The following is a 25,100-nucleotide window of genomic DNA, read 5'->3' as shown; positions in this document are numbered from 1 at the left end:
CGGAGTCAGCGAACCCCGTCGTATTCGTGAAATCCACTCTGGCGCGAGAGAACGGCGGATCTTCGGCGGTGTGGTAAGGCGGAAGCAAGGGGGATCGTCGAATGCGCGAGGGAGAATATCGGTCGTTCGGCCGCGAAATGAGCGGAAGTCGCTTTTCGTGTCGGGAGGCGCGACGAGGGGCGCACGACGGCAGGGTCGGTCGCCCCTCGAAGCATGCGGCCGCCTAGAGCTTCTGCTGGATCTGGTGGCTCAGGACGTTGACGGACTGCTGGTCCTCATCGTCGGTGATCGTGAACTGCGCGCCGTTGCCCTTGCCGCGCACCGCCTGGATCCTGCCGGTGCGGACCTCGTCGTCGTGACGGCTGCTGCGGAACTCCACGCGGTCGCCCTGCTTGAACGTCATTTCGATGTTCTCCATTCTCACGAACTTCTCAGGTCGGCGCTCCGCCACGGACTCGGGCGGATGGCTCGCCGATGACTACGGAAAGTATCAAGGCGACTTCGTAGGGGAGTGGCGTGGCGGGCCGACTGTCGAGTCTTGACAGTTTCCGCTCACGCCCCCGCGGTGTTGCGGAATCGGTTCCGGTACTCCGTCGGGGTCGTGTTCAGGGTGCGGCGGAACGCACGGACGAGGGTGTCGGTCGTGCCGAAGCCGCAGGCGGTGGCGACACGGTCGAGCGTCTCGTCCGTGGACTCCAGTCGGTTGCGGGCGACCTCCACCCGCGCCGACTCGACGTAGGCGGCCGGCGTCATACCGAGCTCGGTCTTGAAGATCCGGGTCAACTGCCGCTCGCTCACGTGCGCGACGGCGGCGAGGTCGGCGACCGTGAGCGGCGCGGTGATGTTGTGCGCGATGTGCAGACGCAGCTCCTCGACGCGCCGGGTCGTCGAGACGGGTTCGAGCGGGACGCTGAACTGGCTCTGCCCACCCGGCCGCTTCAGGTACATCACCAGCTGGCGGGCCACGCGCAGCGCCGTGGGCTCGCCGAAGTCGTCGGCCACGAGGGCGAGGGAGAGGTCCAGGCACGCGCTGATGCCCGCGCCGGTCCACACGGCGCCGTCGCGGACGAACACCGGGTCGGCGTCGACCTCGACCGCGGGGTACTCCTCGGCGAGCTGCCGCGCGGTCGACCAGTGGGTCGTGGCGCGCTTGCCGTTCAGCAGTCCGGCCTCGGCGAGGACGTGGGCGCCCACACAGACCGACGCGACGCGCCGGGTCCGGCCCGCGATCGCCTTCACCCACGCGACGACCGAGGGGTCGGTGACGGCGCGCACCCGGCGCAGGCCGTCGACCTCGACCGCGCCCGGCACGATCAGGCTGTCGACGCTCCTGCGCGCGACCTCCTCGAACGTGGTGTCGGGCAGGATCCGGACACCCGCCGACGTCCTGACCGGGTCCATGGTCGCGGCGGCGAGCACCACCTCGTACCCCGCCGCCTCGCCCATCTCGCGCCGCACGAGGGAGAACACCTCCGGCGGTCCGGTGACGTCGAGCAGGTCGACGTCCTCGAAGAGGACGACGACCACGAGCCGCCCGGTGGTGCTCATCCGGTGCTCCGTTCGGTGGGTGGCCCGCGTGCCCGCGGGATATCCGTATCTGCATGTTAGACGACATTGCCGACATGGTCAGGGCGCCGTAGCGTTCGGAGTGCGGCCACCGAGCGGTGGCCGCGATCCCCGACTCCGAGGAGGGCCCACCCATGGCCTCGAAGACCCTGCGCGAACTCACCGGCCTCGACCAGACCCCGGCCTCGCTCGCCGACGCGACGCTGATCCTGGTCGACTACCAGAACACCTACACCAGGGGCGCGCTGGAGCTGGAGGGATGGGACGCCGCCCTCGACGCCGCCGCCGACGTGCTGGCCAGGGCCCGCGAGGCCGGAGCGACGGTCGTCCACGTCCAGCACGACGGCGGCGAGGGCAGTGCGTACGACATCCGGGCGGAGATCGGTCGGATCCACCCCCGGGTGGTCCCGGTCGACGGCGAGGCCGTGGTGGTCAAGACCGCGCCCAACTCGTTCGTCGGCACGGACCTGGGGGAGCGCGTCGACGCCGCCGGGAACAAGGACGTCGTCGTCATCGGGTTCATGACGCACATGTGCGTCACGTTCACCTCGGAGGGCGCGTTCCTGCGCGGCAACCGGCCGACCGTCGTCGCCGACGCCTGCGCGACCCGTCCGCTCCGGGCGCTGGACACCGACGTGTCGGCGGACCAGCTCCACCGCAGCGCGCTCGCGACGATCTCCGACATCTACGGCGTGGTGGTGCCGTCCGCCTCCGACCTGCGCTGACCCCGGACGGTCCGACGGGGGCATCGGAGCCGGTGCGCCGTGAGCCCGCCTCCCTGTGCGCCCGGTAGCCCGTGAGCCCGCGCCCCTGTGCGCCCGCGTCCCGGAGGGCTCGCCTTCCCGTGAGCCCGGATCCCGGTGACCGGAACGCGGCTACCCGCGGTCGGTTCCGCCCTTCCAGGGAGCCATGGCGAACTCCTCGTCGACCACGTCCTCCTCGTACCAGCCGGTGCCGCACAGCCAGGCCTCCAGCCATGCGGCGAGCCCGTCCGCGTCGACGAACCAGGCTCCGGCGGGGTCCGCGTCATCGACGGCGTTCGGTTCGAAGAGGAGCACGGTGCCGTCCTCGCTCAGGCGGTCGACGGCGGCGACCATGGCGCAGCCCCGGTCCAGGACCGGCACGACCCCTGCGGGCCAGGCCCACGGGTCGTCGGCGCCGGAGCGCGCCCTCCGGTCGAGGTAGCCCCCGACCACGGAATCCACCCCGTCGGAGCGGGGCCGGTCGAGGGGCAGGAGCGCGTCCATGGGCCCGAAACTCCCGTCGCCGATCCGCCGGTAGCGCGTGGACGGGAGCGGATGCAGCCGGAATCCGAGCCGTCGCTCGGCCTCGGCCACCACCTCGGCGGTGACGGGCGCGGTGCGGCACCCGTTCTCGGCCGCCTTGGCCGCGATCCGGGCGAGCAGAGCGTCACAGTCGTTCATCCGGGCATCCTCCCCGACGCCGGCGACAAGGGGCAGCCCCTGGTGCCGACGCGCACCGGAGGCCGTCCCCTACGATCGTCGGACGGTACAGCGGGAGAGGGAGGCGTCGCGTGACCCGTATCGGCATCACCGGTCACTCGAACCTGTCCGCGGACTGTGTGCCGATCGTGCGGCGCGCCCTGGCGGACGCGATGGCGCCGTACGCCGACGGCGACCTCGTCGGCCTGACCTGCCTGGCGCGCGGTGCCGACCAGCTGTTCGCCGAGGTCGTCCTCGACGCGGGCGGGCGACTGGAGGTCGTCCTGCCCTCGGTGGACTACCGGGAGGCCAAGGTCGGGCCCGACGACCTCGATCAGTTCGACGGCCTGCTCATGCGCTCGGCCCTGGTGCGCTACATGCCCCACCGCACCGCCGGACGGGCGGCCTACGAGGCGGCCAACGAGACCGTCCTCGCGGGGATCGACCGCCTGTTCGCGGTATGGGACGGCCGGCCGTCCGGGGGCAGGGGCGGCACCGGTGACGCGGTCGCGGCAGCGCGCACGCGCGGGGTCCCGGTCGGTGTCGTCTGGCCGCCGGGCGCCCGCCGCGAGTGACGCCCGGTCACTCCGCACGCCGCGCGCCACGGTCCTCGGCCGGTCCGGGCGGGTACTCGGCGCGTCCGCCGACGTGGTAAGCGGTCTCGATCGACCAGTTCGCGGTCTCGGCGGGAGGGTTCGGAGTCGCTCCTTTCTCTCCGGGGACTCGGGACACGGGACAGGCCGCTCCGGCCGTCGTCGCGACCGGGGGAGGGACGGTCCGGAGCGGCGGGCGTCAGCGGGTGAAGACGTAGGGGCGCAGCTCGGGTGGGACGCGCGCCGGGTCGACGGGGACCTGGGCCCAGACGTGGGTGCCGAGGTCGGCCCAGGGGGCGAGGCGGAAGTGGCCCCAGGCGGTGGACAGGTTCTGGACCAGGACGAGTCCGCGCTGGCCTTCGGCCCAGTCCCACTCGGTCTCCGAGCGTTGGGTGGGGATGCGGGGTGTGCCGCCGCCTCCGCCGCAGTCGCTGAGTGAGACGCGCAGGGTGGCCGGGTCGGGCATGGACAGGGCGCGGATGACCTCGCCTCCGGTGTGGCCGGAGTCGGTGTACTTGACGCCGTTGGCGAAGAGTTCGCTGGTGAGGAGTTGGAGGGTCTCGACCAGGTCGGGGTCGAATCCCGCCAGGTCCGTGGCGAGGTCGGCGCGGACCCGGGAGAGGTGGGCGAGGTCGCCCGGATAGGTGCGGTGTTCCCAGAGGACGGCCGGGCGGGCCCGGGTGAGCGTGTGCATCAGGCAACCACTCGCTCGGGGCGGCGGGGCGCGGGGACGGGGGCGAGCAGGTCGCCGGCCGGGGGCTTGGCGGTCCACTGGTCGAGGCGGCGCAGGGCGTGGGCCTGGACGCGGTCGCGGTCGCGTTCGTGCTCGAAGGCCCGGTAGTAGCCGCGCACCAGGGCGACCTCCTCGGCCGGGATGTGGTCGCGAGGCGGGGCCACACGCATGGCCGGGGTCGGGGCCGGACGCGGGGTGGGACGCAGGGCCGCACACGTGGTCGGGTGCGTGGCCGGACGTGGAGCGGGGCGCGCGGCGGGCTGCGAGCGCGGCGTCGGACGCGGGTGCGGAGGAGCGGGGGTGAGGGCCTGCGCGGGAGTTGGGAGGGGCGCGTAGCGGCGGACGCGGGTGGAGCGGCGTCGGCGACCGGCGGTGAGGGAGTGCCGCCCGCGCGCGGGGGCGAACAGGGCCCTGACGGCCGCCGGGAGGAGGGCGATGGCAGAGCTGAGGACGGCAGGGCTAAAATAAGCCATGTCGGCAATCCTTTGAGTTAAACGGATGAAATTGCTGGCCACGGCCTCGGGCGCCAGTTAGCGTCGCGGGGCCTCCGCTTGTTCGGTTGTGTTTGTAAGGAAGATTAGGGCATGGGTGGGACGAAAGGCGACTCTACCGGGGGGTAGTTTCGCGTGGGCGGGGAGAAGGGGTGTATTCGCAGGTCGGAGGGCGTTTCTTATTAGTCCGAATTTGTGGCGATTTGCCCTTCGTTGTGGTCGGGGTGAATTCGACCGACGCGTTCCCGCGGCGGAACGGCGCGCTTCGCTTCCTCGCCGCCCGCACGTCCCCAAGCCCTCAAGCCTCCACGTCCCCGAGCCCGCCACGTCGTCGCCGTGCCACCCTCGCGTGGTCCGTCCATCGTCTCCCGCGCCCCTGCCCTGCCCTGCCGATCCCGCGCCCCTGCGGCACCGCCCCTGGGGTCCGTCAGGGCTATGGTCCCGACCGCCGGGTAGGCATAGATTGCGGATGTCGTACACAGTGAGGCGCGACACGCGTGCGTGTTCCGTCCGTTCGGCCCTGACCGCCGGGCGTCCGGCGGCGGAGCCGCGGCGCGGAGCCGTCCGTCCCGGCCCAGAGGAGCCCAGGCATGAGGATCGTGGCACTGAACGGGATCAGCGCCGACATGATCGACCAGGTCGGCGGCAAGGCCACCGGACTCGGCGCGATGGTCGCGATCGGTGAACGGGTGCCGCCCGGCTTCTGCCTGACGACCGAGGCCCACGCGTCCCGCGAGATCCCCGAAGCCGACCTCGCCGCCGCCTACGACGATCTCGGCGGCGGTCGCGTCGCGGTCCGGTCCAGCGCCACCGCCGAGGACCTGCCCGACGCCAGCTTCGCGGGCCAGCAGGACACCGTCCTCGACGTCGAGGGCACCGACGCCCTGGTCGCGGCCGTGCGGAGGTGCTGGGACTCCCTCGACTCCGAACGCGCGGTCGCCTACCGCGAGGCCGCCGGGATCGACCGCGAGAGCGTGGGCATGGCCGTGGTCGTGCAGCGCATGGTCGACGCCGAGGTCGCGGGGGTGTTGTTCACCGCCGACCCGATGACCGGCTGCCGCACCACGATGGTCGTCGACGCCGCCCCCGGGCTCGGCACCACGGTGGTCGACGGCTCGGGACCCGTCGACCACTACGTCCTGCCCCAGGACGCCCCCGTGGACGGGCCCCCGGACGGCTGCCTCACGTCCGAGCGGCTGGAGGAGCTGCGCGCCGCCGGGCGCCGCCTCCAGAAGCACTTCGGCACTCCACAGGACGTGGAGTGGGCCTTCGACGGCGACGGGGTCCTCTGGCTGCTCCAGTCCCGCGCGATCACCACCCTGTTCCCCGAGCCCCCGCGCACCCCCGACACCCGCATGTACCTGGAACTCGGCCACATCCAGGGCATGCTCCGCCCCTTCACCCCCATGGGCCTCTCCCTCATGAGCCAGGTGTGGGTGCGCTGGTGCGAGCGGATGCGCATCCCCGTCGACCCCGGCGCCGCCTTCGGGATCGTCGGCATCGGCGGACGGCTCTTCGTCGACATCACGGCGTTCATGCGCGACCCCCGGATCCGCCACTGGCTGCCGCAGGGCATGGACGTGTACGGCCCCCGCGTCCGGGCGGCGGTCGAACGCATGCTGGACGACCCCCGGTTCGCGCCCCTGCCCCCGAAACCGCTGCCCGTGCGCACGGCTCTCGGCGTGGCCGCCAGGACGGCGCCCATGTTCGTCGGCGGCCTGATCGGCTCACTCGCCCGGCCGGGCGCCTCCCGCGCCGACGCGTGGGCGGCGGTGCGGCACATGCGGACCCACCGCGTACCGGGAGCGACGGCCACCACCGGGGAGCGGCTGCGGTTCGTGACCGAGGAGGGGTACGACGACATCCTCGGCACCGACATGATCCGGGCCACGATGCCGACCATGGCCGGGATCCTGCTCACCGTGCTGCCCTCGGCGCTGCTCCACGGCGTGGCGTCGGAAGAGGAACTCGACCACGTGCTCGGCGGGATGCCCCACAACGTGACCACCCAGATGGACCTGGCGCTGTGGCGCCTGGCGGAGCACGCGCGCGAGCACGGCGACCTGTTCGCCGACACCGATCCGGCCGAGCTCGCCGCGCGCCACCGGGCGGGCACGCTGCCCGACATCGGGCTGGCGGAGTTCCTGGCCGACTACGGGCACCGGGCCGCGGCGGAGGTGGACATCGGCGTCCCCCGGTGGGCGGAGGACCCCGCGCCGGTGTTCGCGACCATCGCCAACTACCTGCGGATCGACGACCCCGAGCAGTCCCCGGCACGCCGGTTCGAGCGCTCCGCGGTCCGGGCCAGGAGGGCCGTCACCGAACTCTCCCTCCGGGGTCGCGCCCGGCGGCCGGTCCGGGGGCGGATCGCGGCGGTCGCCATGCGCCGCTCCCGCGAGCTCGCGGGCATGCGCGAGTTCGCGAAGTTCGCCTGGCTCGTGCCCTACGCGAGGATGCGCGAACAGCTGCTGCTCGTCGGCGCGGACCTGGCCGAGCGGCGGCTGCTCGACCGGGCGGACGACATTGTGTTCCTGGACGTGGACGAGGCGCGTGCGGCGGTGCACGAGGGCGTCGATCAGCGCGCGCTCGCCGCCGAGCGCCGGGCCGTCCACGCGCGCGAGACACGGCGGCGCACGGTTCCGGGGGCGCTGCTGTCCGACGGCACCGACGTCGAAACGCTGATCCCGGCCGAACCCGCCCCGGAGGACGCACTCAGCGGTCTGGCGGCGGCCTCCGGTCGGGTGACGGGCCGGGCGCGGGTCGTCCACGACCCGGCGGGCGCGCGCATCGAGCCGGGGGAGATCCTGGTCGCCCCCACCACCGACCCGGGCTGGACACCGCTGTTCATGACGGCCGGCGGTCTGGTGACCGAGACGGGGTCGACCGTGGCGCACGGCCCGACGGTGGCGCGCGAGTACGGGATCCCCGCCGTGATCTGCGTTCGCCACGCCACCCGAGAGATCGCCACGGGAGACCTCATCACCGTCGACGGCTCGGCGGGCACGGTGGTCTTCGAGGAGAAGGACGGTGGCCCGGACATGGACATGGACACGGACACGGACACGGGAACCGGCGCCGACGCGGGTGCGGGTGCGCGGCCGGACGCGGACACTGACGCCGATGCGCGGCCGGACGGGGATCCGGGCTCGGGCTCGTAGGGGGGATCGGCCGCGGAGGCCGGGGCGGGCGACGACGCGAGGCCGGCCCCGAAGGCGGACTCCGACCCCACCGAGGACTGACCGCCCCGTAGCGCGGATCGCGTCCCGGGGCCGCCGCCGTACGCACACCTATGCGCCGCGGACACCGACGCATGGCCTACGGGCCGTGCCGCGAGCCAGGATTCCGGTATGGACAACGCACCAGTACTCGTCATCGGAGCGACCGGCAAGACCGGCCGCAGAGTCACCGCCCGCCTCCGGGAGCAGGGCGTCGAAGTCAGGGCGGCATCGCGTTCGGGAGAGGTCCGGTTCGACTGGTCCGACCCGGACACGTGGAAGCCGGCCCTGGAGGGAGTCTCGGCGGCGTACGTCGTTCCCCTGGACGCACCGCCTTCACGCACACCCGCGCTGGTCGAGGCCGCCGTGGCGGCGGGGGTGCGTCGCCTGGTGCTGCTGAGCGCCCGCGGTGTGGACGTGCCCGGCTACTTCGGAACCGACACCACCGCCAGCGAGCTCCACCTGGCGGGCGAGCGCGCGGTGCGCGCGTCCGGGGTGGACTGGACGATCCTGCGGCCGAGCTGGTTCGCGCAGAACTTCAGCGAGGGCGACTTCCGCGACGCCATCGTGGCGGGGGAGCTGGCGCTGCCCGCGGGGGACGGCCGGGCGGCGTTCGTGGACACCGAGGACATCGCGGCCGTGGCGGTCGCGGCGCTCACCGAGGACGGCCACGCGGGCCGGACCTACGAACTGACGGGGCCGCGCGCGGTCGGCCTGGCCGACCTCGTGGGCGAGATCGGCCGGGTCGCCGGGATCGAGACGGGCTACGTCCCGGTCGGCGAAACCGACTTCCAGGACGCGCTGGTCGCGGACGGGGTCTCCCCTGCGGAGGCCAAGCTGTGGTCCGACGCCCTGTACGCGATCCGGACGAGCGGGGACGCGGTGGTCGCCGACGGAGTGCGCCGGGCTCTGGGCAGGGACCCGCGCGACATCGCCGACGTCGTCCGGGACGAGCACGCCCGAGGCGCCTGGAAGCAGTGATCGGGGCGGGCTCGGTGGCCGCCGGGCGCCGGCCCGGTCCCCGACGCCGGCCATCCGGAACCCGCGGCCACCGGTTGTGGGCCCCGGCCGTGGCCCGGCCGGGCTCACCCGACCGGGCCCGCGACCTCCACCCACGGGGCGCGCGCGTCGTCGGGCTCCGCGGCGGTGAGCCCCTGCCGGAAGGCGGTCGGGCTCACCCCGCGCACCCGCTTGAACGCGGCACTGAACCCGAAGGCGTCCGCGTAGCCGACCCGGCGGGCGACGGCGGCGACGGTCAGCTCCGGCCGGGCCAACAGGTCGGCGGCCAGGGTCATCCGCCACCCCGTGAGGTAGCTGACGGGTCCCTCCCCGACGAGTTCGGTGAACCGCTTGGCCAGGGTCGTGCGCGAGACCCCCGCCCGGGACGCCAGCGACGCCGTGGTCCAGGGCTCGGCCGGATCGTCGTGCAGCGCCCGCAGCGCCGCGCCGACCACGTCGTCGCCCAGGGCCGCGTACCACTGGGGACGTTCGGCCTCGGGTCGGTCGAACCAGTCGCGCAGAGCGCACACCAACAGCCAGTCCAGCATCCGGTCCAGGACGGTCTGACGCCCCGGCCCTCCGGTGGCGATCTGCGACTCCAGATAGTCGCGCAGCGGGGCGCAGTCTCCGTCGTCGGGGACCACGAGCACCGTCGGCAGGACGCGCAGGAGGTGGTGCGGGACCTCGGCACGTACGTCATAGGCCCCCGCCAACAGCACGGTGGGGCCGGAGAGCTCGCCGGGGTCCGCGTGCGCGGTCGTGGGCGACGCGCCGCCGCCCACCTCGCGTGGCGGGGTCGGGGCGGGCGCGGCCGGATCGTCGGTGAAGATGAAGGGTTCCGGTCCCCGGACGATCGCCGCCTCGCCCGTCGAGACGCGCCGGGGGGTTCCGGTCGACGGCACGATCCAGCCCGCGCCGCGCAGGGGTATGCACAGCGTGAGGTAGGGCGCGTCGGTGAACCGCAGTGACCAGGGCGGCCGCAGGACCGACCTTCCGAACACCGATCCGCGCCCCCGGACTCCACTCAGCAGTGTGTCGACCACGTCCATGCCGTCACTGTAGGCGGGACCGGTTCCCGCGCAGCCCCCGGAGGAAGCCGCACCACTCGGCGGGCGAGAACGACAGGTGGCCGGCCGCGCGGTGACGGGTGTCGCGAACGTCCGCGCCGTCCGGTTTCTCCCGTATTTCGACGCAGTCGTTGCTGCCGCCACTGTACGTCGACTTGTGCCATTCATCGGCCATCGCTATTCCATCCTCTTCATCTCTTCGTGGATCGCCCGCAGTGACGATTCCGGATCCAGGGCGACGCCCTGGAGTGCGGCGAACAGCATGCGTCGTCGTGCCACGGATGTCGAATTCGTGAGAACGCGGCCCTCTTCCGCGCTTTCCACATAGGCGATGTCGGGATCATCGCGCATCGTGAGAACTCGAAACGACCCGGAGTTTCCAGGATGCTTCGGATGGTCGGTCGGAACGACCTGGAGCGTGAGCCGTTCCCGTTCGGCCAAAGCCGCGATGTGCGCCAGTTGTTCACGCGTGGCGTCCGGGCCACCGTACCTGCGACTCAACAACGACCGGTCGATGACCAGCCACAGCATCGGGTGCAGGGACTCGTCCATGTTGCGGGCCCGGTCCATGCGCTCGCGCACGCGCGCGGAGATCTCGTCCGGCGGCAGCCAGGGGAGTGCGGACCGGATGAGCGCGCGGGCGCACCCCTCGGTCTGAAGATAACTCGGAAAGGCCAGGGCCTGGTATTCGTACACCGCTTCCGCCTCTTGAACGGCGGTGGCGATCTCGTCCAACCAGGCCGGGCGTCTGCCGCCGGTGAGATCGTCCCATAAACGCTCCAGTTGACCGAATCCAATGGCTCCGTCCAACGCCGAACGCAACTGCGCCGAGGGGTTCGCCTTTCCTCGTTCGATGTCCGAGATCTGGGATTTACTGCTGTTGACGCGGCGTGCCAGGGCCGTCTGTGTCAAGGACACCTCGTTGCGGAGACGCTGCACTTCCCGCCCGTAGCGAAGGAGCGCTTGCTTGTGAGGGGGCATGCGACTAGCACAGCACACGGCACCACTTCCGTGGAGCTATTCCGGAAGATTCCGGTGACTCCGGAAGGTATCCGAAGCGCTACCGAACGTCTTCCCTCGAGGTGGCGGCGGGAGGATCGTGGAGTCCACGGGTGCGGACCGGATGTCCGCCGCCGTGCACAGTCGTGGCCCTGACGCCGACCGGGAGCAGCCGTGGACACTCGACCCGCCCTGTCCGTGAACATCAGCCTCACCGAGGCCAGACTCGGACGCCCGGGATCGCCCGGCGATCTCGCGCCGATCCTGCCCGAGGGCGGACGGCCGGTGGCCCTGGAACTGACCGTGCCGGGCCTGCCGTCCCAGGCCCGCGCGGTCCGCCGCTACCTGCACGGCCTCACCGCGGACCTGCCGGTGCCGGCGGCTCCGGCGGTGTGGATGGGCTCCGAGCTGTTCGCGAACGCCGTTCTGCACAGCCGGAGCGGCGACCCGGGCGGGACGGTCACCGTCGGCGTGTACGAGTGGCCCGACCGGATCCGGGTCCGGATGGTCGACGACGGTCCCCGTCCGGAGTCGGTCGGCGGTCCGCACGTGCGGCCGCTCGACCTGGACGAGCCGGGCGGCCTCGGCCTGCGCGTGGTGTCGACGGAGGCCGCGCGCTGGGGCGTGGACCACCCCGGTGACGGGCGCACCGGTGTGTGGTTCGACCTGGACCTCCCCGGCCCGCCGCGCGTCATCCGGTGACCGGCGCCCAGTGATCGGCGGCTGGTGGCCGGTGGTCGGCGCCTGGCTCGCCGATTGCCGGCGGTCAGTGCCGGTGACCGGTGCCTGGCCGCCGGTGATCGGGCCGGTGGCCGGCGACTACTGGTCGGTGGTCGATGCCGTGTCGCGTACCCGTGAAACCCCCGGGGGAGTCCGCCCCCGCCCTTCCAGGAAAGGACCCTCACGTGCCCTCGAACCCCGAGTTCTCCGCGTACCACGGCGCCACCGTCGAGGACGAGGACGACCTGCTGACGTCGCCGGAGGTGGCGGCCCTCTTCCGGGTCGACGTCAAGACCGTGTCCCGGTGGGCGGTCCAGGGCCGCCTGCCCAGCTTCCGCACCCCCGGCGGGCACCGCCGATTCCCCTCGGGCGAGGTGCACGCCCTGCTCGCCCGCAGCCACACCCCGATCCGGAGTTGACCGGCACCCGAACCGGGCGCCCGGTCGCGGGAAGACCGTCGGCCGGGCGCCCACCACACGGGCATGCCCCTCGTCCGGCCGCGGGCGGGAGCGCGGGGCCGGACGCGTTCGGCCCCGACCGCCCGGCGGGTCGCGTGCCGGAAGGCTCGGCCCTCAGGGGACCCGGTGCGACCGGGGAGCGGCGGTGTAGGTTACCTGTCAGTAGTGGCCGCCGTCACCCTCTGAGGAGCCGCATGCCGACCCTTGAACGTCACGACGACGTCTTCTTCCTCGACCTGGGCGGCGGAGAGAACCGCCTGCACCCCGACTGGCTCACCGAGGTCGACGCGGCCCTGGACGAGGTGGAGAAGGCCGAGGGCCCGCGCGCCCTCGTGACCGCCGCGACCGGCAAGATCTACTCCAACGGGCTGGACCTCGACTGGCTGTTCGCCCACCCTGAGGAGCACCCGGACTACGTCGCGAGGGTCCAGGACCTCCTGGCGCGGATGCTGTCCCTGCCGGTGTTCACCGTGGCGGCCGTCCAGGGGCACGCCTTCGCCGCGGGGGCGATGCTCTCCCTGGCCCACGACGTCCGCGTCATGCGCGCCGACCGCGGCTTCTGGTGCCTGCCCGAGGCCGACATCAACATCCCGTTCACGCCGGGGATGTCGGCGCTCATCCAGGCCCGGCTGGCCCCGCAGGTCGCGCACGTGGCGATGACCACCGGCCGCCGCTACGGCGGAACCGACGCGGCCGCCGCCGGGATCGTCGACCAGGCCGTGCCCGAGGACGACGTGCGCCCGACCGCGGTGGAGATCGCCGCCGCGCAGGCGGCCAAGGCGGCGCACCCGACCCTGGGGACCATCAAGTCCCGCCTGTACGCGCCGGTCCTGGACCTGCTGAGGGAACGCGGCTGACCCGCGGCCGGCCGCAGTCGGCATGCGTGGGCCCGCCCCCCCCGGTCGGGAGCGGGCCCGTGTGTGGGCGTGCCCGGGCCGGTTCAGTCGCGCGTCCGCACCACCAACGTGTCCGCCACCAGGTCGCCCACCCGCTGGTTGCGCTCGGTACCCAGGATGACCAGCAGCCCGACCAGACCGGAGAGGATGCCGTCGACGATGAACAGGAGCACCCGCACAAGGTGCCGCGTCGCCGACACCCGGGTGCCGTCCCCGCGCACGACCCTGATCCCCATCAGCATCATCCCGAGCGTCTGCCCCTTCACGCTCATCACGGGAACCAGGACCCAGTAGGCGAGGAAGATGGCGACGGCCAGGACCGCGAACGCCGTGTAGGCGATCGTGGCCAGCCACGGCTGGGCGAGGGACCCCTCCGGCCCGGGCGCCGCCGCCAGCGGCAGGGCCACCGCGAAGGCGAGCGCGGCACCGATCCCGGAGATCACGGAGTCGATGATGTACTGCGCGATCCTCCGCCAGACGACGTTGACGTCGCCGGGCGTGGTCCGGCGCTCGACGGCCGCGGCCCCCGTCGGCGGCGGGACCGGTGCCGCCTCGCCCTGTCGGCTGACAGGCACCTCGTGCCGTCCGGGCTCACGCTGCTCCGGGGCCGACCCCGGGGCCGCCGTCGGCCGTCCCTCCGCGTGGGACCGGGGCGGGGGCGGCGCGGGGTGCTGTTCGCGGGTTCCCGAGCGCGGATCGCCGGGGTCCGGACTGTTCTCTCCCGTACTCATGGTTCCTCCCGAGGTCCCGGAGACACGGGCCCCGAACAGTCGCCCGCGCCGACCGCCGGACGCGGTCGTCCGCGTTATCCCCGGTCTGACCTGCGTGAATTCCCCTGTTGCCCCAACCTGTCCGGGGTTTTGGCCGGGTGTTGGCAGGTCCGGGGCGCGCAGGCCTCAGGGCAGCAGGGCCAGCGCCCGCCCCAGGTTGTGCTCGGCGATGCCCAGCATCGCCTCCCGGTCGGGGAAGTCCCCGTCGAGCAGCCGGAGCGGCCCCGCCACGAGGGACAGGCGCATCGCAAGCTCGTACAGGTCGAGGCGGGCGGGGTCCAGGCCCGGACGCCGCAGGACGTCGTAGTGCTCGGGGAAGCGCAACCGGAGGAAGACGTGCTCCCACTCGGCGTCGAAGTACATCAGGCCCTCGATGTCGATGAGGACCGCGCGCCCGTCGGCGTCGATGAGGACGTGGTCGGGGCCCAGTTCTCCGTGGACCAGCGAGTACTCCGCGCGCGGGGCCACCCGTGCCACCAGCCGCCGCAGATGGTCCGCGAGCCGGTCCCGGGCCGCCGCGATCCTGGCGTCGCGGCCCGCGGCCTCGGCCAGGTCGCGCAGGGCACGGTCCAGGACCAGTCGCTCGCAGGACTCACCGAGGGAGGTGCCGCCCCGCTCCAGGAGTTCGACCCGGTCGTGGTGCGGCCCCCGCTCACGCCACATCAGGTCGAGCGACCGGGCCAGGTCCGCCAGGGCGGGCGCCGCCCGCCGGGGGTCCGTGGTCAGAGCGGCTTCGAGGGTGTCGCCCGGGACGTCCTCGACCACGGCCACCCCGATCGCACCGCCCGGCCCGCCGGCGTCACGGCTCCCGCCGTCCCCGTGGCCGCCGTCGCCAGCGCCGTTCCCGGTATCGGTCCACAGCAGCCGGGGGACCCGCACGCCCAACCGGTCCAGGGCGCGCCGCGCGGACAGGAACAGCGATGGCCCGGACGCGGGTGAGAACGGGTCCGCCGGGTCGTCCTCATCGGTCGCCGGCCAGAAGTTCTCCCCGCTCGTCCACCTGTAGACGACCACGCTCGACGCCGCACCGCCGTCGAGGCCGAGCCGGTAGACCCCCTTCTTGCTCCCTCCGCGCAGCCGGTCCACGCCGGTGATCCGGTAGCCGGGCCCCAGCGCCTCGCGCAGCACGTCCGACAGGTCCTCGTTCGTCGCGAATCCGCTCATCGGTCGAACGTAGTCGGAGCGGTCGTGGCACGCACCCGGTCGTCCGTCCGCTTCGCCAGGACGACGAGCACGCCGGCGACGGCACCCGCGAAGTACGGGGACGGTACGAGCAGGACGCCGCCGACGACGCACCACACCGCGAGGCCCCAGCCCACCCACGCGGGCACGGGCACCCCGCGTCCGGCGAGATGCCAGGTCAGACAGCCCAGCAGGATCAGCGGGACGGCGAAACTCCCCGGACCCGCCCAGAACGTCAGGGCGTTCTGGAGGGCCGCAGGGGTCACCTCGACCCCGGCCAGGTCGAGCGGGACGGCCGCCCACACGCCCCGGTCCGCCCAACCCGCGACGTCGGTCCAGGAGTAGACGGCCAGCAACGACAGGTGCCCCGTCCCGAGCACGATCATGATGCCGCTCGCCCAGCGCAGCAGCCGCTTGCCCGTGTTCGTCATCGGTTCGCTCCGCCCTGTTCCGTGGGCGAGTCGTCGCGGTGGAGCCAGGCCCGCTCCCACTGCCGGGTCAGCGCCGGGTAGACGACGAGGTGGCGAAAGGGTGCGATGGCGGCCATGTACAGCCGCCCGAACCAGCCGTTGGGCTTGACGAGAACGGTCATCCGCAGCTCGTGGTCGCCGTTCGCGCCCCGGGCCCATCCGAGGTGCATGAGGGTGTGCACGGTCTTGTTCGCGAGTTCGCGGACAGCCTCCGTGTCGGTCTCGTAGACCGCCTTGAGCGGCATCTCGTCGCTGTCGTAGCCCGGATACGCGTCGTGCAGGTCGTCGGGCAGGCGGTCGCGGAGGGAGGTGACGCGCGCGCCGGTGCCCGTCGCGGGGCCGTCCCAGCCCAGGAGCGCGCCGAGCTTCCACCGGACGGCGAACAGGAACGTGACCGGCCTCGTCTGCCGCGGGATCCCGCCGTAGGTCCGCATCGCTCTCAGCATCGCGGGGAAGTCGTCGGGCCCGGCTCCGGGGGTGCGGAAGGCCCACACGTCCTCGACCTCGAAGTCGGGGGCCAGCCGGCGGATGATCCAGGGGTGCTCGGAGTGGGTGGTCTTCGCGAGGCGTGCCATGCTTCGACCTCTCGATCTATACGCAGCCGTATATGTCTTCTATACGGTACCGTACACATCGACGACACGGCAGACCGGACCCCCGAGAACGAGGTGAGCAGGTGCCTCCGACCGCCCGTACCCCACGCGGCCGCTGGATCGACGCAGGTCTGGACGCCCTGTCCAGGGGCGGCCCCGAGGCCGTGCGCGTCGAGGCGCTGGCCGCCGCCCTCGGCGTCACCAAGGGCGGCTTCTACGGCTACTTCGACGGCCGCGCGGCGCTGCTGACGGAGATGCTCGACGCCTGGGAGGCCCGCAGTACGAACGACGTCCTCGCACGGGTGGAATCCGAGGGAGGGGATCCGGCCGACAGGTTCCGGCGCGTCGGCGAGCTGACGTTCTTCGACGAGCTGCACCGGATCGACATCGCCGTCCGCGAGTGGGCACGCCAGGACCCCGAGGTCGCGGCGCGGCTCCGGCGCGTGGACAACGTCCGGATGGAGTTCCTCCGGACGACGTTCCAGTCGTTCGTCGACGACCCCGACGAGGTCGAGGCACGGTGCACACTGGCCTTCGCGCTCGCGATCGGCCGCCACTTCATCGCCGCGGACCACCCCGGGCGGACCCAGCGCGAGGCCCTGTCACTGGCGGGGGACTTCCTCCTGCGCCCGCCGGCCTGAGGGCCGCGCCCGGGTTCCCGCGTTCGGGGCGACGGCCCCGGTCAGGCCGGGTGGGTGCGTGTCCACGGGGTGGGTGGTGGCCGTTCGCTGGGCGGCTCGGGGCCGCGTGCCGGTTCACCGGCGGACCTTCTCCTCGGGTTCGACCACCGTGCGCTACAGCCAGTCGTGTTCCCGTGCGTACCGCGCCGCCTCGTGCCGGGTCCTGGTCTGGGTCTTCTGCATCGCGTTCGAGAGGTAGTTGCGCACCGTCCCCTCCGCCAGGTGGAGGCGCACGGCGATGTCGGCGGCCGAGTAGCCATCCCCCGTCGCCCGCAGCACGTCCACCTCCCGGTCGGTGAGCGGATTGTCGTCGATGACCGCGAGCGCGGACACATCGGGGTCCACCCACCGCCGGCCCTCGCGCAGGGTGGAGATGACCGTCGCGATGTGCGCCGGTTCCGCGGCCTTGCTGACGAAGCCCTGCACACCGAGCTTGAGCGCCCGGCGCAGCACACCCGGCCTCGCGTGCCGGGTCAGCATGAGGATCACCTGTTCCGGCAGGGCGTCGCGGATCCGCGTGACGGCGCCGAGTCCGTCCAGGCCGGGCATCTCCAGGTCGATGACGAGCACGTCGGGCCGGTGTCGGAGCGTGGCCTCCACGGCCGACTCTCCGTCCTCGGCCTCGGCCAGGACGGTGACGTCCCCTTCGAGCGGCAGCAGGGCCGCCATCGCCTTGCGGAGCAGGGCCTCGTCGTCGGCGAGCACCACGGTGGTCATCGGTCGTCCTTCCACGTTCTACTGCTGCTCGGCCGGTCGGGGAGTGCGGCGCGGGAACGCCGCGGCGGTCACGAAGCGGCCGTCGCGCTGCTCCACCGTCAGCTCACCGCCCGCGCCCTCCACCCGCGATCTGAGCGCGGCGAGCCCAGCCAGGTCCGGCGAGGCGGTCGCCGCCGCGCCGTCGTTCACGATGCTGATGCCCGTCTCCGCGAGGGTGATCCGGACCCGCTCCGCCTGGGCGTGCCGCAGGATGTTGGTCGTGGTCTCCCGCAGGACCTGGCCGAGCAGCTCGCCCGCGCGGGTGTCGACCTCGGCCTCGCGGTGGACGCGCACGTCGATGCCCGCGGCCTCGAAGAGGTTCTTGGCGTTCTCCAGCTCCGCGGAGAGGTTGAGGCGCCGCTGCGCGTAGGCGAGCTCCCGGGTCTGGGTGATGGTGTCGCCGACCAGGGCATGGATCTCCCGGAGCTCGGCCTCGGCCCGGTCGGCGTCCGCGCGCACCAGTCGGCGGGCCAGCGCGGCCTTGAGCTTCACCACGTGCAGTGTGTGGCCCTGGATGTCGTGCAGGTCACCGGCGAACCGCACGCGCTCCCGGGCGACGGCCAGCTCCGCCTCGCGTTCGCGCGACGCCTCCAGCTGCGCGACGAGGTCGCCGACGAGGCGGTCGAGGGCGGTCAGGACCACGGCGGCCGCGGCCACGCACCCGTAGGTGAGGAACCGGACCAGCACGTCGAGGAGGTCGCCGTCCCCGGTCGCCGACCTCGCCGCCGGGCCCGCCGCGATGAGCACGACCAGCCCCACGGCGATCGTATTGCGGTGGCGCGGCAGCGCGAAGACGGCGAGCATGCCGACCACTGCCACGCCGAAGGCCGCCGACGGTGTGTCGGCCCACAGCACTCCGAAGGCCCACACTCCCGCGGTGACGCCCAGGCACGGGAGCAGGACGCGGAACGCGCGGCCCGGAGCCCGGTGCGAGAAGGCCACCAGGGCCGCCAACAGGCCCAGGGCCAGGACGGCGCCCTTCTGCCAGGTCTCGGTGTCGTTCGCCACCAGCAGGGCCCCGACGGCGGAGAGCGACCCGGTCACGATGCTGCGACTCACGGTGCGCAGCTGTTCCGGCGCCGCCCCGGCGAACTCGGACGTCATGTGGTCCCTTCCGGGATCGGACAGCGGGGTCGGCCCCAGTATTCCTCCGCCGTCCGGGCGCGACCAGTGACGCAACGTCATCACTTCACCAGGCGGAACGTCACGGCGCGGCGGTGACGCGGCACCACTGCCGCAGGCGCGCACCGGCGGCTGTACTGGGGAGTGGGCGACCGGAGAGCCCGGGCGCCCAGAGGGAACCGGGAGCCGGGGGATCCGGGAGCCCGGAGTGACCCGAGTGACCCGAGAGACAAAGACGACAGGGAGCCCACCGCCATGCCGACAGACCACTCCGCCGCCCCGCGCCCCCCGGCGCCGACCGCTGACACGGCCCCGGTGCGGCCGGGCTGGCCCGAGATCGCGGTCGGCCTGCTCGCCCTGACGGCCACCGTGGCCGCGCTGGTGTTCCTCGGCCCGCTCGGCCCCCTGGACCTGGACCCGGTGGCCTACGGGCTCGTCGTCGCCGCCTGGTCCGGCGTCGCCGGACTCGTCGGCTTCGCCGCGGCCGCGGCGCTGCGGGTGCGCTCGCTCAGTGCCTTCGGCGTCCGCCGCACCACGTGGCGGTGGATGCTCGCCGGCGCGGGGTGGGGCGTGGTCGCGCTCGTGGTCAAGGCCGCGGTGGTGTTCGCCATCACCGAGCTGACCGGTTTCGACAGCGACCCCCAGGCCGTGTACTACGACGCGGCGGGCGGCGGCGTGCCGGCTCTGATCCTGACCGTGCTGTTCCTGGCCGTCCTGACCCCGATCGGGGAGGAATTCCTCTTCCGCGGTGTCATCACGAACGCCCTGCTCCGCTACGGGCCACTGGTCGGAGTCCTCGGCGGCTCGGCGGTGTTCGCCCTCTTCCACGGAATCAACATCATCCTGCCCGCGGCGTTCGTCGTGAGCATCATCGCCGCCGAGGTGATGCGGCGGAGCGGGTCGGTCTGGCCCGCGGTGGCCGTCCACTCCGTCAACAACCTCGCCCTTCCGCTGCTGGTGCTCTTCACGGGGTTCAGCGGCCCGGCCTGACAGAGCGAGACGGACCCGCCTGAACAGCACCGGAGCACCGGGCGCTCCCAAGGGGCCGGGCCACGGGTGCCGGAAGGGAATCCGGCGTGCAGAATCGGCTTTCCGGCCGGCCGCCGCGTGGGCTACGCTGGCCCGGAGCCTTGGCGGGACCGATCCCTGGGACCGCCCGGCCGCATCCGGCGCAGCCGGGTCGCCCAGGCGCCGCGAGCCATCCGCCGCGGTGGTGCGACCACGGTGTGGGCAGTTCCTATCTGGATCACTCTGAGCCCGGCGACCGTCCCCTCGCATCGCAGCCACCCTCCCTCGTCATGGGCAGGGTCGCGATGCGTGATCCAACGCGTCGAGGAGTGTCCTCTTGTCTCTCTCATCGGTGCCCGCGGCACATGGCCCGTCCGCGCCCGCACCCACCTCCCACGCCGCCGCCGATCGCCGAGCGGTGGCGGCCCGACCGGCGGCGGCCCGACCGGCGGCGGCCCGATCCGCGGCGGCCCGGACCGAACCCGAGTCGACCGGTGCCGAGGCGATCGTGCGCTCACTCGACATGCTCGGGGTGACGGACGTCTTCGGCATTCCGGGTGGCGCGATCCTTCCGACCTACGACGCGCTCATGGACTCGCCCCGTATCCGGCACGTCCTGGTCCGCCACGAACAGGGCGCCGGACACGCCGCCGAGGGCTACGCCGCCGCCACCGGCAGGGTCGGCGTGGCGATGGCCACGAGCGGTCCGGGCGCCACGAACCTGGTCACCGCCATCATGGACGCCCGCTTCGACTCGGTCCCCCTGCTGGCGATCACCGGACAGGTGTCGTCCGAGGCGCTGGGAACGGACGCCTTCCAGGAAGCCGACATCGTGGGCATCACGGTGCCCATCACCAAGCACTCCTACCTCGTCACGGAGGCGTCGGAGATCCCCGGCGTCCTCGCCGAGGCCCATCGGCTCGCCCTGGACGGCCGGCCGGGACCGGTGCTCGTGGACATCACGAAGGACGCCCAACAGGGCACGGCCCCCTTCGTGTGGCCGCCGGAGGGGCACGACGCGCCCGCCGCCTCCACGGCCAAGGTGAGCCGGTCGCAGATCCGTCGGGCCGCCGACGAGATCGCACGCGCCGACCGGCCGGTGCTCTACGTGGGCGGCGGAGCGGTGCGGGCCGGAGCGGCGGCCGAACTGCGCGAACTCGCCGACCTGGTCGGAGCACCGGTCGTCACGACACTCATGGCCCGTGGAATCCTGCCGGACTCGCACCCGCTCAACCTCGGAATGCCGGGCATGCACGGAACCGTGCCCGCGGTGCTCGCCATGCAGCGGTCGGACCTCCTCGTGGCGATCGGGGCGCGGTTCGACGAGCGTGTCACCGGGGACCGGGCGCAGTTCGCACCGGACGCGCGCGTCGTGCACATCGATATCGACGCAGCGGAGATCTCCAAGCTCCGGCACGCGCACGTGCCGATCGTGGCCGACGCGCGCACAGCACTCCCCGAGCTGACCCGAGCCCTGCGCTCGCGTGACGCGCGAGCGGACCTCGGTGCGTGGTGGTCGTTCCTCGACGGGCTGCGTCAGGAGTATCCGTTGGGGTTCTCGCCGACGAGCGACGGACGCATCGCGCCTCAGCACGTGATCCAACGGATCGGCCGACTGACCGGTCCGGAGGCGATCTACACGGCCGGTGTCGGGCAGCACCAGATGTGGGCGGCCCAGTTCATCGGCTTCGAGCGCCCGCAGGCCTGGCTCAACTCCGGTGGGGCGGGCACGATGGGCTACTCGATCCCCGCGGCCATGGGCGCGAAGGTCGCCGTGCCCGACCGGGTCGTGTGGGCGATCGACGGGGACGGTTCGTTCCAGATGACGAACCAGGAACTGGCGACGTGCGCCATGAACGACATCCCGATCAAGGTCGCCGTCATCAACAATTCGTCGTTGGGGATGATCCGCCAGTGGCAGAACCTGTTCTACGGCCGGCGCTACTCGAACAGCGACCTGGGCACCGGGCAGGACACGGTCCGCATTCCCGACGTCGTCCGCCTGGCCGAGGCGTACGGGTGCGCGGCCCTGCGGGTGGAGGACGAATCCGAGGTCGACGAGGCGATCGGGACGGCACTCGCGATCAATGACCGGCCGGTCGTGATCGACTTCGTCGTCAGCGCCGACGCGATGGTGTGGCCGATGGTGCCGCAGGGCGTGGGCAACGACCGGATCCGGTACGCACGCGACCACGAGGCGGCGTTCGGCGACGGCGTGTGAGGACGTGGGGGCCCGCGGCGGACGCGCGTGCACGGCATCACACACCGGGACGGTCCGCCGTACGGGTGGTGAGGACGTCACCCGCGTGGAACCGGTCGCGGGCCCACACCCCGAGTCCGAGCAGGGCGTACGCGGCGCCGGTCAGGCAGCAGGCCCACCACCCCCAGGCGGTGTACGCCCAGGCGGAGGTCACGGCCCCGAGGGCGGACCCCAGGGAGTAGCAGGCCATGTAGGCGCCGATCACGCCGCTGGCGCGTCCGGGGTGCGCCGCCGTCAGCAGGTGCTGGCTACTGACGTGGACGGCCTGGACGGCGAAGTCGAGCAGGACGATGCCGACGACGAGCGGCCACAGGGTCGGCTCGGTCCGGGCGATGAGCGGCCAGGACACGAACAGGAGCGCGAGCGACCACCCGCTGATCGGGTGGGCGTGCCCGCGGTCGGCCCAGCGCCCCGCGCGGGCCGCCCCGAGGGCGCCGGCCAGGCCGACCAGGCCGAAGAGGCCGATCTCGGCGGTGCCGAACCGCCACGGGTCGGCACCGAGCGGGAGCGCGAGACCGCTCCACAGGGTCCCGAAGGACGCGAAGAGGAAGAGGGCGATCAGGCCCCGGGTACGGAACAGCCGGTCGGTGACGGGCAGCCGGACCATCGCGCAGACCGCCCGTGCGTACCGCCCGCGGGCGGCCCTGGCATCCGGGCGGAGCCCCACGCGCACGGCCACGGCGAGGGCGAGGCAGAGCAGCGCGAGGACGACGTAGACCGCGCGCCAGCCGACGGTGTCGCCCAGAGCGCCCGCCAGGACCCGGACGCCGAGGATGCCGATCACCACGCCCGACGTGACCGCGCCGATGTTGCGCCCCCGCTCGCCCGGCGTGGAGACGGTGGCGACATAGGCGACCGCGACCTGCACCACGACCGCGAAGAACCCGGCGGTGGCCAGTCCCGCCGTCGCGACGAGGGCGTTCGGGGCCAGGGCCGTGATCGTCGTTCCACCGGCGACGAGCACCAGGTGAGCGATGATGAGCCGCCGCCGGTTCACCAGATCGCCGAGGGGCACCAGCAGGACCAGACCGGCGAAGTAGCCGATCTGCCCGGCGGCGGCGAGCCACCCCAGGGCCCCGGTCGGCAGGCCCAGATCGGTGCCGACGGCCTCCAGAACCGGTTGGATCGCGTACACCGTCGACACCGCCACGGCGCACACCATGGCCAGGACGATCCGCTGCGCACCCGTGACTCCAGCCACCACCGCACCCCCGTTTGGTTTCAAAACGAAACCATTGGAGGCTAGGGCATAATGGTTTCAAAGTGCAACCAAGAAGGAGGGTGTCGATGACGGACACGGAACCCGGACGCGACTGGACCGACCCCACCTGCCCCGTCGCGCGCACGATCGACCTCGTCGGTGACCGGTGGAGCCTGCTGATCGTGCGCGATGCCATGGACGGACCGGCCTCGTTCACCGAGTTCCACCGGCGCCTCGGCATCGCCCGCAACATCCTCAGCGACCGGCTCCGCAGGCTGGTCGACCACGGCATCCTGAGCACGACCCCCAGCGGACGGCGGCACGTCTACAAACTGACCGGAGCGGGGAGGGACCTGTTCACGGCGATCGTGGCGCTGCGGCAATGGGGCGAGCGCCACGCCTTCGCCGACGGTGAGCCCCGCTCCCGCCTCGTCGACACCGAGGGGCGACCGGTCGCCGAACTCCGTCCCCACGGCCAGGACGGCACCCCGCTGACCACCGACGCGACCCACGTCGAGCGAGTCGTCTGAGCAGCCGGAGCGAATCGGCGACCCGGTCCCTGGGAGTAGGTCGTCTGTCGGGGGATCCGCGATCACGGCCGATAGCGGAAGCCGACGCGCATCAGCCGGCTGTCAGCCCAGTCCTCGAGCCGAGTCGGCCGGATGGTGCCGGGGTCGTGCGGCTGATTGAGATCCGCCACGATCTCCGCCAGCACGGCCTGCCGTTCGGCCGGGTCGGTGACGGGCGTGGCCCGTGCGGGCAGATCCGCACGGATCCCGTTCTTGAGGTGGAAGGTGAAGTCGGCGTGGGCGAGAAGGTTCGCATACCAGCCGGTCGCGCCACCGCCGGCGCCGCTGCACAGGTAGGTGGCGCCCGCGGCCCGGTAGAAGAAGATCTCGATGCGGCGTGCTCGGCCGGTGCGGCGCCCCAGCGTCGTGATGTCGATGATCCGTTCCCTGGTGCCCGCGGCGGGGGTGATCTCGATGGCTCGTCGGATGTGGTCGGGCAGGTGGGACAGGGGCGCGTCACGTGCGGAGTCGTTCGACCCGGTCGTGTCCGGAGTGCTCATGCGGCCTCGGACTGAAGAGCGGGGCCGAGGAGGAGTCCACCGTCGATGACGTACTCCGACCCCGTGACGAACGAGGCGTCCGATGACGCGAGGAACAGGAGGAGGCGGCTGACGTCGGTCGGCTCCCCGAGCCGTGGGATGGCGAACGGCTCGGGTGAGTAGAAGTCGGCGATCGCCGCGGTCGCGCCGGCCGCCGGTTCGTGGATGAAAGGGGTCGCGATCACGCCGGGGTGGATGGTGTTCACCCGGATGTGGTCGCGGCCGAGTTCGAGTGCCGCCGTTCGGGTGAGGCCCCGCACGGCCCACTTGCCGGCGACGTACGGCGCGTAGTGAGCCGTGCCGCCCAGGCCCATGGTCGAGGCGATGTTGACGATCGCTCCCCCCGCCGCGCGGCGCAGAGCGGGGGCCGCGGCCCTGATGCCGAGGAAGGTCCCTGTGAGGTTGATGTCGAGGAGGCGCGACCACGTGGCCTGATCCGTGTCCTCGATCGTCGCGGGCGGGTTCTGCACGCCCGCGTTGTTGACGAGCACGTTCAGGGCGCCGAAGGCGTTCTCGGCGGTGCGCACAGCGGCGGACCACGAGCTCTCGTCGGTCACGTCGAGGCGGACGAAGCGAGCACGGGTCCCGAGCTCGTCGGCGAGAGCGGCCCCGCGTTCGGTGTCGATGTCGCCGATCACCACGTTCGCTCCCTCCGCGTGGAAGGCGCGCACGTGGCTCGAGCCCTGGCCGCCGGTCCCGCCGGTCACGAGCACGGTCTGGTCGTCGAAGCGGGGCATCAGTTGTTCCTTCGGTACGTGGTGACTGGCCGGG

28 protein-coding genes are annotated in these 25,100 nt (G+C 72.7%); 11 read left to right on the top strand and 17 right to left on the bottom strand.

Annotated features, from left to right (window positions below; all coding sequences use genetic code 11):
* Positions 1–223 precede the first annotated feature (223 nt).
* Both HNR10_RS13330 and HNR10_RS13325 read right to left on the bottom strand, forming a co-directional pair.
* Entirely contained in the window at positions 224–418 is a 195-nt protein-coding gene (locus HNR10_RS13330) for a DUF1918 domain-containing protein (RefSeq protein ID WP_179823604.1), read from the bottom strand.
* A 134-nt stretch (positions 419–552) separates the two neighbouring features.
* A complete protein-coding gene (locus tag HNR10_RS13325; RefSeq protein ID WP_179823602.1) occupies positions 553–1,548 on the bottom strand; it encodes a GlxA family transcriptional regulator in 996 nt (331 codons plus the stop codon).
* A gap of 152 nt (positions 1,549–1,700) precedes the next feature.
* On the opposite strand from HNR10_RS13325, the gene HNR10_RS13320 reads away from it, so the two are divergent.
* Positions 1,701–2,291 (top strand): cysteine hydrolase family protein, encoded by a 591-nt coding sequence (locus HNR10_RS13320; RefSeq protein ID WP_179823600.1) that lies wholly within the window; start codon positions 1,701–1,703, stop codon positions 2,289–2,291.
* Between the two features lie 150 nt (positions 2,292–2,441).
* On the opposite strand, the gene HNR10_RS13315 is transcribed toward HNR10_RS13320, so the two are convergent.
* A complete protein-coding gene (locus HNR10_RS13315) occupies positions 2,442–2,990 on the bottom strand; it encodes an SMI1/KNR4 family protein (protein WP_179823598.1) in 549 nt (182 codons plus the stop codon).
* A gap of 110 nt (positions 2,991–3,100) precedes the next feature.
* Between HNR10_RS13315 and HNR10_RS13310 the strand changes: the two genes are divergently transcribed.
* Complete coding sequence (locus HNR10_RS13310) at positions 3,101–3,583, top strand: hypothetical protein (protein ID WP_179823595.1); 483 nt, start codon at positions 3,101–3,103, stop codon at positions 3,581–3,583.
* A gap of 217 nt (positions 3,584–3,800) precedes the next feature.
* On the opposite strand, the gene HNR10_RS13305 is transcribed toward HNR10_RS13310, so the two are convergent.
* Both HNR10_RS13305 and HNR10_RS13300 read right to left on the bottom strand, forming a co-directional pair.
* Positions 3,801–4,295, bottom strand: a complete 495-nt coding sequence (locus tag HNR10_RS13305) for an ATP-binding protein (RefSeq protein ID WP_179823593.1) — start codon at positions 4,293–4,295, stop codon at positions 3,801–3,803.
* Complete coding sequence (locus HNR10_RS13300) at positions 4,295–4,807, bottom strand: hypothetical protein (RefSeq protein ID WP_179823592.1); 513 nt, start codon at positions 4,805–4,807, stop codon at positions 4,295–4,297. Before HNR10_RS13300 ends, HNR10_RS13305 begins: the two co-directional genes overlap by 1 nt.
* A 608-nt stretch (positions 4,808–5,415) precedes the next feature.
* On the opposite strand from HNR10_RS13300, the gene HNR10_RS13295 reads away from it, so the two are divergent.
* Both HNR10_RS13295 and HNR10_RS13290 read left to right on the top strand, forming a co-directional pair.
* Entirely contained in the window at positions 5,416–7,983 is a 2,568-nt protein-coding gene (locus tag HNR10_RS13295; protein ID WP_179823589.1) for a PEP/pyruvate-binding domain-containing protein, read from the top strand.
* Between the two features lie 189 nt (positions 7,984–8,172).
* Positions 8,173–9,021, top strand: a complete 849-nt coding sequence (locus HNR10_RS13290) for an NAD(P)H-binding protein (protein WP_179823587.1) — start codon at positions 8,173–8,175, stop codon at positions 9,019–9,021.
* 104 nt (positions 9,022–9,125) lie between these two features.
* Here the strand turns inward: HNR10_RS13290 and HNR10_RS13285 are convergent, their stop codons facing one another.
* The 3 genes from HNR10_RS13285 to HNR10_RS13275 are packed head-to-tail and all read right to left on the bottom strand — an operon-like array spanning position 9,126 to position 11,087.
* The gene (locus HNR10_RS13285) at positions 9,126–10,088 is read right to left on the bottom strand and encodes an AraC family transcriptional regulator (RefSeq protein ID WP_179823585.1); all 963 of its coding nucleotides are present in this window, start codon (positions 10,086–10,088) and stop codon (positions 9,126–9,128) included.
* 4 nt (positions 10,089–10,092) lie between these two features.
* A complete protein-coding gene (locus HNR10_RS13280) occupies positions 10,093–10,281 on the bottom strand; it encodes a DUF397 domain-containing protein (RefSeq protein WP_179823583.1) in 189 nt (62 codons plus the stop codon).
* A gap of 2 nt (positions 10,282–10,283) precedes the next feature.
* The gene (locus HNR10_RS13275; protein WP_179823581.1) at positions 10,284–11,087 is read right to left on the bottom strand and encodes a helix-turn-helix domain-containing protein; all 804 of its coding nucleotides are present in this window, start codon (positions 11,085–11,087) and stop codon (positions 10,284–10,286) included.
* A 192-nt stretch (positions 11,088–11,279) separates the two neighbouring features.
* Here HNR10_RS13275 and HNR10_RS31220 point away from each other — a divergent pair, with 192 nt between their 5' ends.
* The 3 genes from HNR10_RS31220 to HNR10_RS13260 all read left to right on the top strand — a co-directional run bounded on the left by HNR10_RS31220 (position 11,280) and on the right by HNR10_RS13260 (position 13,140).
* Positions 11,280–11,807 carry an ATP-binding protein gene (locus tag HNR10_RS31220; protein WP_179823579.1) on the top strand — a complete coding sequence of 176 codons (528 nt, stop codon included), beginning with the start codon at positions 11,280–11,282 and terminating at the stop codon, positions 11,805–11,807.
* 203 nt (positions 11,808–12,010) lie between these two features.
* Complete coding sequence (locus tag HNR10_RS31215) at positions 12,011–12,244, top strand: BldC family transcriptional regulator (protein WP_312889241.1); 234 nt, start codon at positions 12,011–12,013, stop codon at positions 12,242–12,244.
* Positions 12,245–12,477: 233 nt separating this feature from the next.
* Positions 12,478–13,140: an enoyl-CoA hydratase/isomerase family protein gene (locus HNR10_RS13260; RefSeq protein ID WP_179823576.1), complete on the top strand. Its 663-nt coding sequence runs from the start codon at positions 12,478–12,480 to the stop codon at positions 13,138–13,140.
* Between the two features lie 83 nt (positions 13,141–13,223).
* Here the strand turns inward: HNR10_RS13260 and HNR10_RS13255 are convergent, their stop codons facing one another.
* The 4 genes from HNR10_RS13255 to HNR10_RS13240 all read right to left on the bottom strand — a co-directional run bounded on the left by HNR10_RS13255 (position 13,224) and on the right by HNR10_RS13240 (position 16,176).
* Positions 13,224–13,910, bottom strand: coding sequence for an RDD family protein (locus tag HNR10_RS13255; RefSeq protein ID WP_179823574.1), 687 nt, complete (start codon positions 13,908–13,910; stop codon positions 13,224–13,226).
* 165 nt (positions 13,911–14,075) lie between these two features.
* Entirely contained in the window at positions 14,076–15,113 is a 1,038-nt protein-coding gene (locus HNR10_RS13250) for a phosphotransferase (protein WP_179823572.1), read from the bottom strand.
* A complete protein-coding gene (locus HNR10_RS13245) occupies positions 15,110–15,562 on the bottom strand; it encodes a DUF6463 family protein (RefSeq protein WP_179823570.1) in 453 nt (150 codons plus the stop codon). The genes HNR10_RS13250 and HNR10_RS13245 overlap by 4 nt, the downstream gene beginning before the upstream one ends.
* Positions 15,559–16,176: a DUF2867 domain-containing protein gene (locus HNR10_RS13240; RefSeq protein ID WP_179823568.1), complete on the bottom strand. Its 618-nt coding sequence runs from the start codon at positions 16,174–16,176 to the stop codon at positions 15,559–15,561. The genes HNR10_RS13245 and HNR10_RS13240 overlap by 4 nt, the downstream gene beginning before the upstream one ends.
* Before the next feature lie 101 nt (positions 16,177–16,277).
* Here HNR10_RS13240 and HNR10_RS13235 point away from each other — a divergent pair, with 101 nt between their 5' ends.
* Complete coding sequence (locus HNR10_RS13235; protein WP_312889240.1) at positions 16,278–16,835, top strand: TetR/AcrR family transcriptional regulator; 558 nt, start codon at positions 16,278–16,280, stop codon at positions 16,833–16,835.
* A 153-nt stretch (positions 16,836–16,988) separates the two neighbouring features.
* Here HNR10_RS13235 and HNR10_RS13230 read toward each other — a convergent pair whose 3' ends face one another.
* Both HNR10_RS13230 and HNR10_RS13225 read right to left on the bottom strand, forming a co-directional pair.
* Complete coding sequence (locus HNR10_RS13230; protein ID WP_179823564.1) at positions 16,989–17,591, bottom strand: response regulator transcription factor; 603 nt, start codon at positions 17,589–17,591, stop codon at positions 16,989–16,991.
* A gap of 18 nt (positions 17,592–17,609) precedes the next feature.
* Positions 17,610–18,734: a sensor histidine kinase gene (locus tag HNR10_RS13225; RefSeq protein ID WP_179823562.1), complete on the bottom strand. Its 1,125-nt coding sequence runs from the start codon at positions 18,732–18,734 to the stop codon at positions 17,610–17,612.
* A gap of 273 nt (positions 18,735–19,007) precedes the next feature.
* On the opposite strand from HNR10_RS13225, the gene HNR10_RS13220 reads away from it, so the two are divergent.
* Complete coding sequence (locus HNR10_RS13220; protein ID WP_179823560.1) at positions 19,008–19,742, top strand: CPBP family intramembrane glutamic endopeptidase; 735 nt, start codon at positions 19,008–19,010, stop codon at positions 19,740–19,742.
* A 436-nt stretch (positions 19,743–20,178) separates the two neighbouring features.
* A complete protein-coding gene (locus tag HNR10_RS13215) occupies positions 20,179–21,981 on the top strand; it encodes an acetolactate synthase large subunit (RefSeq protein WP_312889239.1) in 1,803 nt (600 codons plus the stop codon).
* A 37-nt stretch (positions 21,982–22,018) separates the two neighbouring features.
* On the opposite strand, the gene HNR10_RS13210 is transcribed toward HNR10_RS13215, so the two are convergent.
* Positions 22,019–23,221, bottom strand: coding sequence for an MFS transporter (locus HNR10_RS13210; protein ID WP_312889238.1), 1,203 nt, complete (start codon positions 23,219–23,221; stop codon positions 22,019–22,021).
* Between the two features lie 86 nt (positions 23,222–23,307).
* On the opposite strand from HNR10_RS13210, the gene HNR10_RS13205 reads away from it, so the two are divergent.
* Complete coding sequence (locus tag HNR10_RS13205) at positions 23,308–23,751, top strand: winged helix-turn-helix transcriptional regulator (protein ID WP_179823558.1); 444 nt, start codon at positions 23,308–23,310, stop codon at positions 23,749–23,751.
* 62 nt (positions 23,752–23,813) lie between these two features.
* Here HNR10_RS13205 and HNR10_RS13200 read toward each other — a convergent pair whose 3' ends face one another.
* Positions 23,814–24,290 (bottom strand): nitroreductase/quinone reductase family protein, encoded by a 477-nt coding sequence (locus HNR10_RS13200; RefSeq protein ID WP_179823556.1) that lies wholly within the window; start codon positions 24,288–24,290, stop codon positions 23,814–23,816.
* Positions 24,287–25,066: a glucose 1-dehydrogenase gene (locus HNR10_RS13195; protein WP_179823554.1), complete on the bottom strand. Its 780-nt coding sequence runs from the start codon at positions 25,064–25,066 to the stop codon at positions 24,287–24,289. The genes HNR10_RS13200 and HNR10_RS13195 overlap by 4 nt, the downstream gene beginning before the upstream one ends.
* Positions 25,067–25,100: the final 34 nt, after the last annotated feature.

Source organism: Nocardiopsis aegyptia (assembly GCF_013410755.1).
GTDB lineage: Bacteria > Actinomycetota > Actinomycetes > Streptosporangiales > Streptosporangiaceae > Nocardiopsis > Nocardiopsis aegyptia.
This window is presented reverse-complemented; position numbering and strand designations above follow the sequence as displayed.

Coding starts and splice junctions, on each gene's coding strand:
- HNR10_RS13330 (WP_179823604.1), bottom strand. CDS start 418: ATGGAGAACATCGAAATGACGTTCAAGCAGGGCGACCGCGTGGAGTTC.
- HNR10_RS13325 (WP_179823602.1), bottom strand. CDS start 1,548: ATGAGCACCACCGGGCGGCTCGTGGTCGTCGTCCTCTTCGAGGACGTC.
- HNR10_RS13320 (WP_179823600.1), top strand. CDS start 1,701: ATGGCCTCGAAGACCCTGCGCGAACTCACCGGCCTCGACCAGACCCCG.
- HNR10_RS13315 (WP_179823598.1), bottom strand. CDS start 2,990: ATGAACGACTGTGACGCTCTGCTCGCCCGGATCGCGGCCAAGGCGGCC.
- HNR10_RS13305 (WP_179823593.1), bottom strand. CDS start 4,295: ATGCACACGCTCACCCGGGCCCGCCCGGCCGTCCTCTGGGAACACCGC.
- HNR10_RS13300 (WP_179823592.1), bottom strand. CDS start 4,807: ATGGCTTATTTTAGCCCTGCCGTCCTCAGCTCTGCCATCGCCCTCCTC.
- HNR10_RS13295 (WP_179823589.1), top strand. CDS start 5,416: ATGAGGATCGTGGCACTGAACGGGATCAGCGCCGACATGATCGACCAG.
- HNR10_RS13290 (WP_179823587.1), top strand. CDS start 8,173: ATGGACAACGCACCAGTACTCGTCATCGGAGCGACCGGCAAGACCGGC.
- HNR10_RS13285 (WP_179823585.1), bottom strand. CDS start 10,088: ATGGACGTGGTCGACACACTGCTGAGTGGAGTCCGGGGGCGCGGATCG.
- HNR10_RS13280 (WP_179823583.1), bottom strand. CDS start 10,281: ATGGCCGATGAATGGCACAAGTCGACGTACAGTGGCGGCAGCAACGAC.
- HNR10_RS13275 (WP_179823581.1), bottom strand. CDS start 11,087: ATGCCCCCTCACAAGCAAGCGCTCCTTCGCTACGGGCGGGAAGTGCAG.
- HNR10_RS13260 (WP_179823576.1), top strand. CDS start 12,478: ATGCCGACCCTTGAACGTCACGACGACGTCTTCTTCCTCGACCTGGGC.
- HNR10_RS13255 (WP_179823574.1), bottom strand. CDS start 13,910: ATGAGTACGGGAGAGAACAGTCCGGACCCCGGCGATCCGCGCTCGGGA.
- HNR10_RS13250 (WP_179823572.1), bottom strand. CDS start 15,113: ATGAGCGGATTCGCGACGAACGAGGACCTGTCGGACGTGCTGCGCGAG.
- HNR10_RS13245 (WP_179823570.1), bottom strand. CDS start 15,562: ATGACGAACACGGGCAAGCGGCTGCTGCGCTGGGCGAGCGGCATCATG.
- HNR10_RS13240 (WP_179823568.1), bottom strand. CDS start 16,176: ATGGCACGCCTCGCGAAGACCACCCACTCCGAGCACCCCTGGATCATC.
- HNR10_RS13230 (WP_179823564.1), bottom strand. CDS start 17,591: ATGACCACCGTGGTGCTCGCCGACGACGAGGCCCTGCTCCGCAAGGCG.
- HNR10_RS13225 (WP_179823562.1), bottom strand. CDS start 18,734: ATGACGTCCGAGTTCGCCGGGGCGGCGCCGGAACAGCTGCGCACCGTG.
- HNR10_RS13220 (WP_179823560.1), top strand. CDS start 19,008: ATGCCGACAGACCACTCCGCCGCCCCGCGCCCCCCGGCGCCGACCGCT.
- HNR10_RS13205 (WP_179823558.1), top strand. CDS start 23,308: ATGACGGACACGGAACCCGGACGCGACTGGACCGACCCCACCTGCCCC.
- HNR10_RS13200 (WP_179823556.1), bottom strand. CDS start 24,290: ATGAGCACTCCGGACACGACCGGGTCGAACGACTCCGCACGTGACGCG.
- HNR10_RS13195 (WP_179823554.1), bottom strand. CDS start 25,066: ATGCCCCGCTTCGACGACCAGACCGTGCTCGTGACCGGCGGGACCGGC.